The sequence below is a fragment of the Nonomuraea lactucae genome (assembly GCF_003313395.1).
Taxonomy (GTDB): Bacteria; Actinomycetota; Actinomycetes; order Streptosporangiales; family Streptosporangiaceae; genus Nonomuraea; species Nonomuraea lactucae.
This window is the reverse complement of sequence record NZ_QNFZ01000034.1, coordinates 1-14,892: the sequence shown is the minus strand read 5'-3', so window position 1 is coordinate 14,892 and position 14,892 is coordinate 1. Positions and strand designations below refer to the sequence as shown.

Here is a 14,892-nt window from a genome sequence, read left to right as displayed (position 1 = left end):
GCCTGCCGCGGCCCCTGCCGCCGCGCCGGCGGCGACGGCGGCGGCTGCCGCCCTCCTCCTCGTCCTGCTCCAGGTCGGAGGCGTCGCGCTCCTCCTCGGTCACGGCCTCGTCGGCGGGCTCCTCGGCCTCGGCGACCGGCTCCGGCTCGACGCGTACGGGCTTGGCCTGGGTCGGGTCGGGCGCCTGGAACAGCGGCGCGAAGATCGCGGCGGGGCGCTGGAAGGCGGCGCCCGGCTGGTCGTGCCTGTGCAGCGCCGACAGCCCGAACGGGTCGGACAGCAGGCTCGGCCGGTCGGTCTCCACGTCGAGGTCCTCGCCCGCGGGCTCGTCGTCGAGCGGCTCGTCCTCCGGCAGGACGTCCAGGACGTCGTCCTCGGCGGCGGGGCCTTCGGTGGATCCGTCCAAGGCGCCGGTGGCGGGCCCGGTGGCGGGCTGCTCGACCGGCTCCTGCTCGGCCTTCTTGCGCGTGCGGCGCCTCTTCACGGGCGCGGGCGCGGCCTCCTCCGCTGCGACGGCCTCACCGGAAGGCCCGGCGATGGGCTGGTCGGCGGGCTGGGTGGCGGGCTGGGCGGGCTGAGTGGCGGGCTCCGCCACAGGCTCCCCGCCCTCCTCGGCCCCGGCCTCCGGCTCCGCGGCCTTTCTCGTGGCGCGCCGGCGCGACGTGGTCGCCGTGGAGCGGGTGCGCGCCGCCCTCTTGGGCTTGTCCTCGGCGACGGCTCCGGCGTCCCCTTCGGCGACGGCCCCGGCGACGGCCGCCTCGGCCTCCACCTGGGCGACCGCCTCACTCACCGCTTCCGCCACCGCGTCCGACACGACATCAGACACGGCATCCGACGCAGCATCCGACACAGCATCCGACACAGCATCGGACACGGCATCGGACCCAGCATCCGACGCAGCATCCGAAGCCACGTCAGACGGTTGCCGGGTGCCGCCGGGGGCCGCCTGAGCGGCCGGAACGGTCACCGGGGCGGGCTGGGCGGGCTCGTCGGGAATCTCCGGCGGCGGCCCCGCCGGCCGGCTGGCCCGGCGGCGCGGTGTCGCGGTTGACGTGGACTGTTCTGTTGTTTCACCGTCAGGGCCAGTGGCCCCGGCGTTGGGCTCGTTCTCGAGCATGCGGGCGTTCTCCCGTCAGCTCCCGGGCGCGTCGCCGCGCCGCGCAGGAGCTCTCGTGTTTCGTTGTCCGCCCGCGCCCCCGTCAAGGGGCGTGGGCGCCAAGTCCTGTCAGTGGTCGCGCCTCGCTCGCGCGAGGCACTCCCTTAACCGGCGACCTGCTCACTCACCGGTCCCGGTCCGCCGCCGCGCGTGGTATCGCGGTCAGGGTCGAACGGGTCGGCAAGCGCACCAGTGCTGGCGTCGAGCGGCCCCTGCGCCAGCCTGGTCACCTCGGGGGGAACCGGCGGCGCGAAGTCGGCCACAAGGCGCAGCCCTGTGAGCACATCGTCGGGTCGAACGGCAGGCGTCATGTGCCGAACAACCATGCGCAGTATGACACACGACTGTCCGGGCACCTGAGCTGCGGTTCTGTCTGTTCCCTCGGGTCCCGTCCGAGCCAGCGCCGCCAGACTCAGCACGGCCTCCCGCGCGTCGAAGCGGCGGGGGCCCTTCTTGGTGAGGCGCTCGACCTCGACGGCGCCGGCGGCGAGGAACTTCTCGACCGCCACTCCGGCGAGCTCGGGATCCGCACCAGGAAGCCGTGCCTCCCACTCGGACGCCTCCAAACGGTCGGCCAGCCCCCCGGAGACCGCCTCCACGACCTCCAGCACGTCGAGACCGGGCGGCAGCGAGCCGTCGAGGTCGGCCCGGACATGCTCCGGGTCGCACGGCGTCGTGACGCCGATCTCGAGGTATTCGGCTTCGCTGGCGACACCGGTCGGCGCCGCGCCCGCGTAGGAGATCTTCGGGTGGGGCGAGAAACCAGCGCTGTAGGCCACCGGAATGCCGGCACGGCGGACCGCCCTCTCGACGGCACGCGTGATGTCGCGGTGGCTGGTGAAGCGCAGGCGGCCGCGTTTGGCGTAGCGCACGCGCAGGCGCTGCACCGTTGGCGCGGGCGGAGGCCCATCGGGAACAGGTTTCAGAGCTTGTCGTTCCTTCCGTGTTCAGAGTTCCTTCGTTTCAGGATAAGCCGCCGGAGCGCCTGGTCAGCTCACGATCATGTACGGCGAGGAACGGCACGGGCACTGAGCGCGGCTAGACCACCGTGAGCGGAAGGAGCTTGCGGCCTGTGGGCCCGATCTGAATCTCGGTGCCCATCGTCGGGCAGACACCGCAGTCGTAGCAGGGCGTCCACCGGCAGTCCTCGACCTCGCCCCCGGACACGGCGTCCCGCCAGTCCTGCCAGAGCCACTCACGGTCGAGCCCGGCGTCGAGGTGGTCCCACGGCAGGACCTCGTTCTCCTCGCGCTCGCGTACGGTGTACCAGCCGACGTCGACCCCGGCCCGCTCGGCGGCGGCCATCCAGCGCTCGTAGGAGAAGTGCTCGCTCCACCCGTCGAAACGCCCGCCGTCCTCCCAGACACCGCGGATGACGGCGCCCACCCGGCGGTCGCCCCGCGAGAGCAGCCCTTCCACGATGGACGGCTTGCCGTCGTGGTAGCGGTAGCCGATGGCCCTGCCGAACTGTTTGTCGCCGCGGAGCGCGTCGCGCAGCGCCCTGAGCCGCCGGTCGACGGTCTCGTGGTCGGCCTGCCCGGCCCACTGGAACGGCGTGTGCGGCTTGGGCACGAAGCCGCCGATGGACACGGTGCAGCGGATGTCGCGCGAGCCGGTGATCTCGCGGCCCGCCTTGATGACCTTCTTGGCCAGGTCGGCGATGCCGAGCACGTCCTCGTCGGTCTCGGTGGGCAGCCCGCACATGAAGTAGAGCTTCACCTGCCGCCAGCCCTGGGAGTAGGCGGTGGAGACGGTGCGGATGAGGTCCTCCTCGGTGACCATCTTGTTGATCACCTTGCGCATCCGCTCGGAGCCGCCCTCGGGGGCGAACGTCAGCCCGGAGCGCCGCCCGTTGCGGGAGAACTCGTTGGCCAGGTCGATGTTGAAGGCGTCGACCCGGGTGGAGGGCAGGGACAGCGAGGTGTTGGTGCCCTCGTAGCGGTCTGCCAGCCCCTTGGCGACCTCGCCGATCTCGGAGTGGTCGGCCGACGACAGCGACAGCAGGCCCACCTCTGTGAAGCCGGACTCCTTGATGCCGTTCTCGACCATGGCGCCGATCGTGGTGATCGACCGCTCGCGCACCGGCCTGGTGATCATGCCCGCCTGGCAGAAGCGGCAGCCCCGCGTGCAGCCGCGGAAGATCTCCACGCTGAACCGCTCGTGCACGGTCTCGGCCAGCGGCACGAGCGGCTTCTTCGGGTAGGGCCACTCGTCGAGGTCCATGACGGTGTGCTTGTGGACGCGCCACGGCACGCCCGGCCGGTTGGGGGCGACCCGCTGGATGCGGCCGTCGGCGTGGTAGTCGACGTCGTAGAACTTCGGCACGTAGACGCCGCCCGACTCGGCCAGCCGCATGAGCAGCTCGTCGCGCCCGCCGGGCCTGCCCTCGGCCTTCCACTCGCGGATGACCTCGCTGATGGCGATGGCGATCTGCTCGCCGTCGCCCAGCACGGCCGCGTCGAGGAAGTCGGCGATCGGCTCGGGGTTGAACGCGGCGTGGCCGCCGGCCAGCACGATCGGGTCGTCGTCGCCGCGTTCGACGGCCCGCAACGGGATGCCGGCGAGGTCGAGCGCGGTCAGCATGTTGGTGTAGCCCAGCTCGGTGGAGAACGAGACGCCGAGCACGTCGAAGGCGCGCACCGGGCGGTGGGCGTCGACGGTGAACTGCGGCACGCCCTCGGCGCGCATGAGCGCCTCGAGGTCCGGCCAGACGGCGTAGGTGCGCTCGGCCAGGGTCGCGGGCAGCTCGTTGAGGATCTCGTACAGGATCGCGACACCCTGGTTGGGCAGCCCCACCTCGTAGGCGTCGGGATACATCAGCGCCCACCGGACGTCGGCCGAGTCCCAGTCCTTGACGGTCGAGTTGAGCTCACCCCCGACGTACTGGATCGGCTTCTGCACCTTGGGCAGCAGCGCTTCCAGGCGGTGGAAAATCGACTCGACAGGCATACGTCCCAGGGTAGCGGCGGTCACACCGTGGCAGGTCCCCTCCCTCAGCTGAACGACTGCTCGCGGATCCTGATGGACTGGAGCAGACCGACCGCGATCAGGTTGGCGAAGGTCGCGGTGCCCCCGTACGACACGAACGGCAGGGGCAGCCCGGTGATCGGCATGATCCCGATCGTCATCCCGATGTTGATGAACGTCTGGAACGCGAACCAGCACACGATCGTCCCCGCGGCCAGCGTCCCGAACCGGTCGTCGCACTTCCTGGCGATCTTCAGCCCCCGGAGCAGGACCACGCCCAGCAGCAGCACGATCGTGACCGAGCCGACGAACCCGAACTCCTCCCCCGCCACCGTGAAGATGAAGTCGGTGTGCTGCTCCGGCACGAACCTGCCGGTGGTCTGCCCGCCCTCGAACAGCCCCTTGCCGAACAGCTGCCCGGACCCGATCGCGATCAGCGACTGCGTGCTGTTGTAGCCGACGCCCCGCGGGTCCACGCCCGGGTCCACGAACGCCGTGAACCGCGCCACCTGGTAGGGCTCCAGCATCTCGAAGGCGAACACGGCGAACACCCCGGCTCCGGCCACGGACGCCAGCAGGGCGATCCACCGTTTGCGCACCCCGCCGATGACCAGCGCACTCGCCGTGATGACCGCCAGCACCAGCGCGGTGCCCAGGTCGGGCTGCGCCATCACCAGCCCCATCGTCACCGCCGAGGCGGTGAGCGCGATGACGACGTCGAGGTTGCGCGGCCGGTCGCCGCCCTCGGCGGGCTGGGCGAGCAGCATCGCGATCATCAACGTCAGGCCCAGCTTGGCGAACTCCGACGGCTGCACCGCGAACCCACCGCCGAGCAGGATCCACGAGTGGGATCCGTTGATCGTCGCCCCCAGCGGTGTGATCACCAGGACCAGCCCGACCAGGCTGACCAGGAACACCAGCGGCGAGTACGCGCGCATCGCCCGGTGGTCGATCGAGGCCGTCAGGGCGAACAGCGCCGTGCCGATGAGCAGGTTGAGCACGTGCTTCTTGACCAGGCCCGTGGCGCCCGGCGCCCACGTCCTCGTGGACGACCACACCAGCAGCGTACCGATCACGCACAGCGCGGCGACCGCGACGAGCAGCACACCGTCGAGCCGCCAGAGCGGCGACTGCGCGCCGACCGCCCGCCGGGCGAACGACCGCCGCCCCCGCCTCAGCGTGCTCTCGATCACCCTCTGGCCACCGTCCCGTCGGGCGCGAACGTGGGCAGCTTGGAGGCGGGCTTCCCGTCGGGCAGCGCCGCCGGCCGTTTGATGCCGTAGATCCCCTCATAGATCTCCCGTACGGCCGGCGCCGCCGCCTGCGAGCCCATGCCGCCCTGCGAGATCATGGCGACCACGACGAAGCGCGGGTTGTTCGTCGGCGCGAACGAGGCGAACCACGACGTGTCGGCCTTCCCCCACACCTCCGCGGTGCCGGTCTTGCCACCGATGCGCACCTTGTCCATCGGGAATCCGCTGAACGCCCCGGCCGCGGTGCCGTCGGAGGCCACCTCGCTGAGCGCGTCCTTGATGTACAGGCGCTCCTTCTCCGTGATCGGCAGCTTGCCCACCACCGGCACGTCGTAGGTCTCGACCAGCGTGCCGTCGGGCCGCACCCGCGCCCAGCCGATGCGCGGGCTGCGCAGCTTGCCGTCGCCGACCAGCGCCGCGTACGCCCTGGCCAGCTGGAGCGGCGTCACCAGCACGTCCCCCTGGCCGATGGAGAAGTTGGCCGAGTCGCCGGGCCGCAGCACGAAGCCCTCGGTGCAGTTTTCGTGCGCCAGCCGCTTGAGGAACTCCGCCCGCGCCCGGTCGGTCTCCTCGGGATAGCCGGTCTGCGCCCGCCTGCAGTTGGTGGCGCTGGTCAGCGTCCACATCTCCTTCTTCCACGCGCGGTCGGGGATGCGCCCCGCCGACTCGCCGGGCAGGTCGATGCCGGTCGGCTTGCCGAACCCGAAGCCCCTCGCGGTGTTGGCGAACACCTCCCTGGCCGTCTTCTTGGGGCTGCGCCCGCCGTCGCGCAGATACTGCTCGTACGCCGCCCGGTAGAAGATCGTGTCGCACGACTTGACCAGCGCCATGTGCAGCGACAGCGTGCCCAGCCCGATGCCGCGGAAGTTGTTGAACGCCCGGTCGCCCACCATGTAGGAACCCGGGCACGGGTAGTTGCCCTTGAGCGGGTAGCCGGCGCGCAGCATCGCGGACACCGACGAGACCTTGAACGTCGAGCCCGGCGCGAACTGCCCGTTGATGGCCCGCGACACCAGTGGTTTGCCTGACTTGTCCGACAGCAGCGACTTGTAGCCGCTCGCCGTGATGCCCCCGGCCCAGACCTCCGGGTCGTAGCTGGGGGCGCTGGCCAGTGCCAGCACCCTGCCCGTACGCGCGTCGAGGACCACAGCCGCGCCCCCGTCGGCCTTCGGCGCGCTCTTCATCGCCCTCTGCAGGGCCTGCTCCGTCACCGCCTGCACGCGGGCGTCGATGCTGGTGATCAGGTGGTCGCCGCTGACCGGCCGTACCTGCTGCTCCACGCCGATGGCCTTGCCCATCCTGTCGACCTGCACCCTGCGCAGTCCCGACTTGCCGCGCAGCGCCTCGTCGTAGACCTGTTCGAGGCCGTCGCGCCCGGCCAGGTCGACGCCGGAGTAGGCGGCCTTGAACCCCTCGCGCTTCTCCAGTTCGGCCTCGGTGACCGGCTGCAGGTAGCCGAGCATCTGGGCGCCCGACTTGCCGAGCGGATACTGCCTGACCGACTGGATCTCGGCCGAGATGCCGGGGAACTCCTCCTGGCGCTCCAGGATCTGCAGCGCCTCGCGCGTGTCGGCCTTCTTCTCGATCGGCACCGGCTGGTACGGCGAGCCGGTCCAGCAGGGCTGCGACACGGTCGGCCCGCACGGCCTGATCCGCTCCTGCAACTGCTGGAGCGGCCTGTCCAGCACCGAGCCGAGCTTGCGCAGCACCCCCACCCCGCCGTCCTTGGTCCGCACCAGCGCCGTCCTGTCGACCGACACGACCAGCGCGGTCTGGTTGCGCACCAGTGGCCGCCCGGAGGAATCGAGGATCTGGCCGCGCACGGCGGGCACGATGACCGTGCGGGTCCTCGTCTCGGCCGCTCTGGTCACGAACTCCTGCCCGCGCACCACCTGCACCTGCCAGAGCCGCACGGCCAGCACCGCGAGCAGGGTCACGACCAGGACGTGCAGGATGAACAGCCGGGTCCGGATCCTGATCATGTGGCGTACCCCGGCCTGGTGCCGCGGTTGTACAGCCACATCACGATCGGCGAGAGGATCAGCGTGTAGGCGATCGTGAGCGGCACCTGGTCGGTCAGCGTGCCGACCGTCACCCGCGGATCGGAGATCAGCCCGCCCAGGCCGGCGGCCAGCAGGGGCGCGATGACCACGCACAACATCACCGTGGTGACCGGTGTCCCCAGGCCACGCCCCGCGAGGTAGCCGACGATCGCCAGCACGAACGCGTAATGACCCAGGAGGTGCGCGGTCGGCGGCATGACGTCCACCAGCAGCCCGGCGCAGAACCCGATCACCGCCCCCGCCGCGGGCCCACGTGCCATTGCCACGCCGATCACCGCCAGCACCACGAGATCCGGCGTGGCGCCGCCGGGCAGCGCGACCCGGTTGACCATTATGACCTGCACCAGCACCGTGGCCAGCACGATCAGCACACCTGTCATCGGCCTCCCTCCCCGCGCGACCGCCCACCGTCTCCCTGGTCGCGCGCGGGCGACCGGACGGAGTCTCGCGACTCGCCGCCGGGTGTCCGCGCGCTTCGCGGGTCGCGCTCGGGCGAGCGCGTGTCACCTGGATCCCGCGCGGGCGGCCGGACGGCGCCCCCAGACTCGCGCCCGGTCTCCCCCTGACCACGGTCCGGCGCCACCTCCGCGCCTTCCGGCTCGCCTCCGGGGTCCACCTCGGCACGTGCCGAGTCCCGCCCCGGCGAACGCTCCTCCCCGGGGTATCGCTCCCCGAGGTCCTGCTCAGGGGTGTCGACGGTGGAGTCCCGCGCGGGCGACCGCACGGCGTCCGTCGCGTCCCGCCCGCGCAGCGCGGCGTCCCTCGCGTCCCGCTCGGGCCTGACCAGGGTGTCGCGCCTGGGCGGCCGGACGGCCTCCTTCTTCGGCTGCGGCCGGGGCGGCAGCACCGAGTCCCTCGGGTCGCGCTCCGGCGCCCGCACCACGACGCCGACCACGTCGAGCGCGCTCAGACGCGCGAACGGCCTGGCGAACGCGACCCTGGTCAGCTCGCCCGGCGTCGCCTCCACCCGCTCGATCGCCCCGATGGGCACGCCCGGCACGTACGGCGTGCCGTGCTGGGAGCCGAAGCTGACGATGCGACTGCCGGGCGCGAGCGGCGCGGTCGAGTCGAGCAGCCTGAACTGCACGAGCCGCCCGTTGTCCCCCACCCCGTGGACGACCCCGATCTCCTGGCCACCCTCCAGCCTGGCCCCCGTCGCCGACCCCCGGTCGCTGATGAGCACGACCGTCGCGGTGCCGGCGGCGGCGCTGACGACGCGGCCGATCAGGCCGTCGCCGTTGAGCACGGTCATCTCGGGCCGGATGCCGTCGGCGGTGCCCGCGTCGATCTGGACGGCCTCCTCGAAGCCCGGGCTGCCGCGCCGCGCGATCACGTTCGCCGTCACGATCTTGTAGCCGCCCCGCCCGGCCAGGCCGAGCATTCGCCGCAGCTCCTCCGACCGGGCCGCGTCGATCCTGCCCGCGATGAGGGCGGTGCGGAGCCTGGCGTTCTCGGCCTCGAGGCGCTGGATCTCGTCGCGGGCGCCGGGCGCGTTCGCGTAGGCCCCCAGGAGCTCCCCGATCGGGCGGGTGACCGATCCGGCCGTCTGCTCCACCGCGCCGAAGAGCCAGGCGCCCGCCGTCCGCAGCGGCCCGAACGGGGAGCTGCCGCCCAGGCGGTGGTCGACGGTCAGGATGACCAGGGCCGCCGTCAACAGCGTTCCGAGGATCAGCCGGGCCCGGCGCGACTCTCTCATCAGTGCCGCGACTCCGGCACGAGCACCTGCTGCAGTGCCTCGAACTCCTCGACGCACCTGCCGGAACCGAGCGCGACCGAGTCGAGGGCGTTCTCGACGAGGTGGACGGGCATCCCCGTCTCCGCCTTGATCCGCTCGTCCATGCCCTTGAGCAGCGCCCCGCCGCCGGTCAGCGCGATGCCACGGTCCATCAGGTCGCCGGACAGCTCGGGCGGGCATCTGTCGAGCGTGGTCTTGACGGCGTCGACGATGGTGTTGACCTGCTCTTCGGTGGCCCTGCGGATCTCCGCCGCGGACACCACGACCGTCTTGGGCAGACCGCTCACCAGGTCACGGCCGCGGATCTCGGCGTGCGCCTCGTCACCGTTGGACCAGGCCGAGCCGATCGCCATCTTGATCTCTTCGGCGGTGCGCTCGCCCAGCATGAGCGAGAACTCCTTCTTCGCGAACGTGATCACCGCCTGGTCGAGCTCGTCGCCGCCGACCCTGATCGACTGGCTGGTCACCACGCCGCCCATCGAGATGATCGCCACCTCGGTGGTGCCTCCGCCGATGTCGACGACCATGTTGCCGGTCGGCTCGTGCACCGGCAGCCCGGCGCCGATCGCCGCGGCCATGGGCTCCTCGACGATGTAGACCTTCCGTGCGCCCGCCTGGTAGCCGGCCTCCTTCACCGCCCGCTGCTCCACGCCGGTGATGCCGCTGGGCACGGCGATGATGACGCGCGGCTTGGCGAAGTGGCGTCTCCTGTGCACACGCTGGATGAAGTAGCGCAGCATCCGCTCGGTGACGTCGAAGTCGGCGATCACGCCGTCCTTGAGCGGGCGGACGGCCACGATGTTGCCGGGCGTGCGGCCGATCATGCGCTTGGCCTCGATGCCCACCGCCACGATCTTGCCGGTCGAGGTGTTGATGGCGACGACTGACGGCTCGTTCAGCACGATGCCGCGGCCCCGCACGTACACCAACGTGTTGGCGGTGCCGAGGTCGACAGCCATGTCACGGCCGAGAAACGCGAGCTTGCTGCCCATGGGGAACGGAGCCTTCCGTAATGTCGTACGCCAATGACTACGGACCGAATTCGAATCGTAACGTGACGTACCCACCAGCACGCGCAATGAGCCCACGTGCCCCTCAAAAATCCTGCCGCCTCTCCGCCAAGCCCCTTTTGCCCGAAATGCGGATTAAAGCACGGTGCCCGCTCGGCGCGTGAGGCCGAGCGGGCACCCGTGGACGGCACGGAGGGCGAACCTCCGCCGCGGCTAGAAGCGGTCGGGGAAGAAGATCTTGATCTCCCGGGCGGCGGACTCGGGCGAGTCGGAGCCGTGGACGACGTTCTCGCCGATCTCCAGGGCGTGGTCGCCGCGGATCGTCCCCGGAGCGGACTTGACCGGGTCGGTCAGCCCGGCGAGCGCGCGGAAGGCCTCGACGGCGCGGGGACCCTCGAGCACCAGGGCGACGAGCGGGCCCGAGGTGATGAACTCGACGAGCTCGCCGAAGAACGGCCGCTCGGAGTGCTCGGCGTAGTGGGCCTTGGCCGTGTCGACGTCGAGGGTGCGCAGGTCCATCGCCACGACCTTGAGGCCCTTGCGCTCCACGCGGGCGATCACGTCACCGATGAGGCCGCGCTTCACCCCGTCGGGCTTGATCAGGACAAGAGTGCGCTCGGACACTTGAGGTTCTCCTTCGAACAGGGTCTGGGGGTCGCGGATACGGCTACGCGCGCCGGGACGACCCGGTCGAGAACGGCTCCCCCGCCGCGATCCTGCACGGAGGGCCTCGGTCGCCGTAGCTGCGGCTCAGCTTACCGGCGGCCCACCCGCTTCGTACCACCGTCCCGCGCGAACCCCGCCCAGGGCGCGCACGAGGACACCCAGCCCGCTCGTCCCGCACACCCGTGCCCGCTCGCCCCGCACACCCGGTCCGCCCGCCCCGCACGCCCTGCCCGCTCGCCCCGCCCTGGACGCTGGCGATGGACGCCGCGACGGACGCTGGCGACGGACGCTCTAGGACGAGCCGCCGTCCTCGGGAGAGGCGGCCTGCGGCGGAACCGGCGGGACTCGCGGCACGGGACCGGTGACCTCCGCCGACGACTCGCCCCCACCCGGCTCCGCCTCGGACGCACCCCCTCCGGCGCTCCCCGCCCCGCTCCGGCTCTTCCCACCGCCGCCTGCCGCGACCTGGTCGTTCCCAGCGCCATCCGGCTCGGTATCGCCCGCCTCGGCCCGGCCCTTCCCGCGGCCGTCCGCCTCGGCCCGGCCCCTTCCGGCGTCCTCTGTCTGAGCCCGGTCCCTTGCGGCGTCCGTCTGAGTCCGGCTCTTTCCGCCATACTCGGCCTCGGCCATCCCGGCGCCAACGTCTGCCCCGGCCTGGCCCGTCCCGGCGCTCTCGGCCTCGTCCGCCTCGTCCGCCTCGTCCGCCTCGTCCAGGCCCAGGTCCCGACCCGGATCCGGGCCCGTCTCGTCCGCCGTACCGGACAGGGTGTCGTCGTCGGGGCCGTCGCCGGCGGGCGTGCGGCGGGCCAGCAGGGCGGCCAGCACGATGACCGCCACCACCAGGAAGCCCCCGATCAGCGCCCACAGGTGCAACGCGCCCACGAACCTGTCCACGAGCTCCTGCGGCGCCCCCACCCCCCGCAACATCGCCATCTGCACCCCGGTGCCCAGCAGGTAGCCCGCCAGCACGCCGGGAAGGCAGAGCGCCAGCCCGAACAGCGCGGCCCCGAACCCCGCGGGCCGCAGCGCCGCCGTGAGCGCGACGGCGGCCCCCACCGCGAGGAGCGTGAACGGGACCACCAGCACCAGCCCGTCGGGGTTGGGCACCACGACACGGACCGAGCACAGGCCCACCACCATGGCCAGCAGCCCCAGCGGCGTGAGCCACCTCCCCGCGTCTCCCGCGAACAGGCACACCAGCACCGCGGCGGCCACCGCCAGCAGCCCGGCGACGGCGAACGGGATCCACAGCCCCTTCAGCCCCGGCCCGCCCAGCCCGCCCATCTCCACATACGTCACCTGGGCGATGCTGGGCAGCAGCACGGCGCCCACCGCCACCATGGCGTAGGCGAGCGTACGGCCCTCCCTCGTCCCGATGGACGCGAGCGCGAGCAGCGCCACCATCGCGAGCACCGCCACCAGGATCACCAGGTTGGCCTGCCAGTCCTCGCTCGCGGTGCTGATGGCCACGACCGCGATGCCCGCGGCGGGCATGGTCGCGAGCAGCAGGCGGCTGCGCTCCTTCGGCTGCGGGAGCGGCGCCGGCCGTCGGCCGCGCATCTGCCAGACGACGAGATAGGCGGCGGCCAGGGCCAGCGTGATCCCGGTCAGCATCGGGTACGGCTGGAGCGTGACCTTCCAGTCGTTCACACCGTCGAGCGGCCACAGGGCGAGCGCCTGGGCGCTGAGGAGGCTGAGGGCCAGCACTCCGGTCCAGAGGGCACGGAGCACGGGTGGGCGCTCCCAGACCGCGACCAGCGTGGCGGGGATGAGCAGGCCCGCGCCGATGCCGTGGAACACCCGCAGGACGCCCACGAGGAACGTCGAGCCCGCGTAGCCGCCCAAGGTGTCGGCCAGCGCGAGCATCAGCAGCCCCGCGATCATGACATGGGCCACCTTCGCCCGGCCCAGCGCCACCGCGGCCAGCGGCACGGTCAGCATCATGGCGGGCAGGGCGAGCCCGTGCGCGCGCATGAGGCCGAGCCGGTCGAAACCGTCCGGCAGCAGGTCGCCGACCACGGAGACGGTGTTGGGGATGGAGACGATCGCCAGGGGCAGCGCCGCCACGACGAGCAGCGCGAGCACGGCGTCGAGCAGCCAGGGGAACCTGGTGCTCACGGCGGTTCCCGTGGCTGGCTCGTTCGGGGACCGCTGAATCGGGGGGACGGCCATGTCCGCCGACTTTAGCGGGAAGTCACGCCTTCGACACGGCGAGCGACGAATATCGCGGTGATCCACAGCGCGGCGAAGATCGTTCCGAGGAAGAACATGGTCGGCACCAGGAATCCGGTGGCGATGGCCACCACCTGCGCGACGCTGCCCAGAAGGTAGCCGATCGGCTTCTTGAGCAGCCCGGCGGCCACGACGCACAGCACTGCCAGCCCGGCGCCGACGGTCACGGCCAGCACGGGCAGGACACCGCCGACGCTGATCGCCACGGGAATGACGAGGCCGGCGACGATGGCCTCCATGCCGAGCACGCTGGCGCCGAGCCGGCGCATCCCGGGCGTGACCTGGAACCTCATCACACACCTTCCGCGTTGAGCAGGTGCCGGGCGTCTCCCGCGGTCACCACCGAGCCGAGCAGGTGCCGGGCGTCTCCCGCGGTCACCACCGAGCCGGTGATGAACACGCCCGTGCCGCTGAACTCGCCCTCGGCGTCGGCGATCGCGATGCCTCTGTCGATGGCGTCGTCGAGCCGTTCGACGACGTGCACCCGGTCCTCGCCGAAGATCGGCGCGGCGAGCCCCGCCAGCTCCTCCGCGGTCAACGAGCGCGGCGAGGAGTTGCGGGTGACGATGACCTCCTCGAGCATCGGCTCCAGGAGCTCCAGCAGGGCGTCCACATCCTTGTCACGCATGACGGCGACGACGCCGATCACCTTGGCGAAGTCGAACGCCTCGTGCAGGGCCTCGAGCGTGGCCTGCATGCCGCCCGGGTTGTGCGCGGCGTCGACCACGACCGTGGGCTCGCGCCGGACCACCTCCAGCCGCCCCGGGGATGATGCCTGCGCGAACGCCTGCCGTACCAGCTCGATGTCGAGCGGGTCGTCACCTCCGGTGAGCGCCTCGACGGCGGCCAGCGCGGTCACCGCGTTGCTCGCCTGGTGCGCGCCGTAGAGCGGCAGATAGACATCCTCGTAGACGCCCTTGAGGCCGCGCAGCGTCAGCAACTGGCCGCCCATCGCCACCTCGCGGCTGAGCACGCCGAACTCCAGCCCCTCGCGCGCGACCACCGCGCCGACGTCACCGGCCCGGCGCATCAGCACCTCGGCCGCCTCGAGCTCCTGCTGGGCGAGCACGGCGGTGGCGCCGGGCTTGATGATGCCGGCCTTCTCACCCGCGATGCTCGGGATGTCGGGTCCGAGGCGATCGGTGTGGTCGAGCGAGATGGGCGTGATGACGGCAACCGTGCCGTCGGCGACGTTCGTCGCGTCCCACGAGCCGCCCATGCCCGCCTCCACGACGGCGACGTCGATCGGGGTGTCGGCGAAAGCGGCGAACGCCATGGCCGTGAGCAGCTCGAAGAACTGGATGCGGCGGCCCTGCGTGTCGGCCAGCTCCACGTACGGGCGGATCTCCTCGTAGACCTGCGCGAACCGCTCCTCGCTCAGCTGCTCCCCGTCCACGGTGATCCGCTCACGTACCGAGACCAGGTGGGGGCTGGTGAACCGCCCCACGCGCAGGTTTCGCTCCCTGAGCAGCGCCTCGGTGAGCCGGGCCGTGCTGGTCTTTCCGTTGGTGCCGGCTATGTGAATGACGGGGTACGCCCGCTGCGGCGAGCCGAGAAGGTCCATGAGAGCCGCGATCCTGTCAAGCGTCGGCTCGAAGTCCCACTCGACGCCGCGCTCCATGATCGCGCGTTCAACCGCACGATAGTCCACGCCTCAACCCTACTGACCTCACGGACCACTCCCCACGCCGGTGGGCCAGGTCCCTTGAGGACACAAAAAAAGGGGAGGGGTCCCACCCTCACAGGTGAAACCCCTCCCCCAACAATTGTCCGGCGGTGACCTACTCTCCCACACCCTCCCGAGTGCAGT

Annotated in this window: 11 protein-coding genes and 1 pseudogene; all 12 read right to left on the bottom strand. The window is 71.7% G+C overall.

Going from position 1 to position 14,892, the window contains the following annotated elements:
- Window positions 1-790 (bottom strand): annotated as a pseudogene (locus DQW85_RS45550) (hypothetical protein); the annotation flags it as partial.
- Between the two features lie 470 nt (window positions 791-1,260).
- Window positions 1,261-2,043: a TIGR03936 family radical SAM-associated protein gene (locus DQW85_RS02300; RefSeq protein WP_113698787.1), complete on the bottom strand. Its 783-nt coding sequence runs from the start codon at window positions 2,041-2,043 to the stop codon at window positions 1,261-1,263.
- A gap of 151 nt (window positions 2,044-2,194) precedes the next feature.
- A complete protein-coding gene (locus DQW85_RS02295; RefSeq protein WP_113698786.1) occupies window positions 2,195-4,105 on the bottom strand; it encodes a TIGR03960 family B12-binding radical SAM protein in 1,911 nt (636 codons plus the stop codon).
- Window positions 4,106-4,149: 44 nt separating this feature from the next.
- Window positions 4,150-5,316: a rod shape-determining protein RodA gene (gene rodA, locus DQW85_RS02290; protein ID WP_205314804.1), complete on the bottom strand. Its 1,167-nt coding sequence runs from the start codon at window positions 5,314-5,316 to the stop codon at window positions 4,150-4,152.
- Window positions 5,313-7,358 (bottom strand): penicillin-binding protein 2, encoded by a 2,046-nt coding sequence (gene mrdA / locus DQW85_RS02285; protein WP_113698785.1) that lies wholly within the window; start codon window positions 7,356-7,358, stop codon window positions 5,313-5,315. The genes rodA and mrdA overlap by 4 nt, the downstream gene beginning before the upstream one ends.
- Window positions 7,355-7,819, bottom strand: coding sequence for a rod shape-determining protein MreD (gene mreD / locus DQW85_RS02280; protein ID WP_113698784.1), 465 nt, complete (start codon window positions 7,817-7,819; stop codon window positions 7,355-7,357). The genes mrdA and mreD overlap by 4 nt, the downstream gene beginning before the upstream one ends.
- Window positions 7,816-9,135, bottom strand: coding sequence for a rod shape-determining protein MreC (gene mreC / locus DQW85_RS02275; RefSeq protein WP_113698783.1), 1,320 nt, complete (start codon window positions 9,133-9,135; stop codon window positions 7,816-7,818). The genes mreD and mreC overlap by 4 nt, the downstream gene beginning before the upstream one ends.
- Complete coding sequence (gene mreB / locus DQW85_RS02270; RefSeq protein ID WP_113698782.1) at window positions 9,135-10,166, bottom strand: rod shape-determining protein; 1,032 nt, start codon at window positions 10,164-10,166, stop codon at window positions 9,135-9,137. The genes mreC and mreB overlap by 1 nt, the downstream gene beginning before the upstream one ends.
- A 231-nt stretch (window positions 10,167-10,397) precedes the next feature.
- The gene (gene ndk, locus DQW85_RS02265; protein WP_101789909.1) at window positions 10,398-10,808 is read right to left on the bottom strand and encodes a nucleoside-diphosphate kinase; all 411 of its coding nucleotides are present in this window, start codon (window positions 10,806-10,808) and stop codon (window positions 10,398-10,400) included.
- Window positions 10,809-11,141: 333 nt separating this feature from the next.
- Window positions 11,142-12,968, bottom strand: a complete 1,827-nt coding sequence (locus DQW85_RS02260) for an MFS transporter (RefSeq protein WP_113698781.1) — start codon at window positions 12,966-12,968, stop codon at window positions 11,142-11,144.
- Between the two features lie 65 nt (window positions 12,969-13,033).
- The gene (locus DQW85_RS02255) at window positions 13,034-13,375 is read right to left on the bottom strand and encodes a DUF4233 domain-containing protein (RefSeq protein ID WP_113698780.1); all 342 of its coding nucleotides are present in this window, start codon (window positions 13,373-13,375) and stop codon (window positions 13,034-13,036) included.
- Window positions 13,375-14,703, bottom strand: a complete 1,329-nt coding sequence (locus DQW85_RS02250) for a bifunctional folylpolyglutamate synthase/dihydrofolate synthase (RefSeq protein ID WP_113698779.1) — start codon at window positions 14,701-14,703, stop codon at window positions 13,375-13,377. The genes DQW85_RS02255 and DQW85_RS02250 overlap by 1 nt, the downstream gene beginning before the upstream one ends.
- Window positions 14,704-14,892: the final 189 nt, after the last annotated feature.

Coding starts and splice junctions, on each gene's coding strand:
- mrdA (WP_113698785.1), bottom strand. CDS start 7,358: ATGATCAGGATCCGGACCCGGCTGTTCATCCTGCACGTCCTGGTCGTG.
- DQW85_RS02255 (WP_113698780.1), bottom strand. CDS start 13,375: ATGAGGTTCCAGGTCACGCCCGGGATGCGCCGGCTCGGCGCCAGCGTG.
- mreC (WP_113698783.1), bottom strand. CDS start 9,135: ATGAGAGAGTCGCGCCGGGCCCGGCTGATCCTCGGAACGCTGTTGACG.
- mreD (WP_113698784.1), bottom strand. CDS start 7,819: ATGACAGGTGTGCTGATCGTGCTGGCCACGGTGCTGGTGCAGGTCATA.
- DQW85_RS02295 (WP_113698786.1), bottom strand. CDS start 4,105: ATGCCTGTCGAGTCGATTTTCCACCGCCTGGAAGCGCTGCTGCCCAAG.
- DQW85_RS02250 (WP_113698779.1), bottom strand. CDS start 14,703: ATGGAGCGCGGCGTCGAGTGGGACTTCGAGCCGACGCTTGACAGGATC.
- mreB (WP_113698782.1), bottom strand. CDS start 10,166: ATGGGCAGCAAGCTCGCGTTTCTCGGCCGTGACATGGCTGTCGACCTC.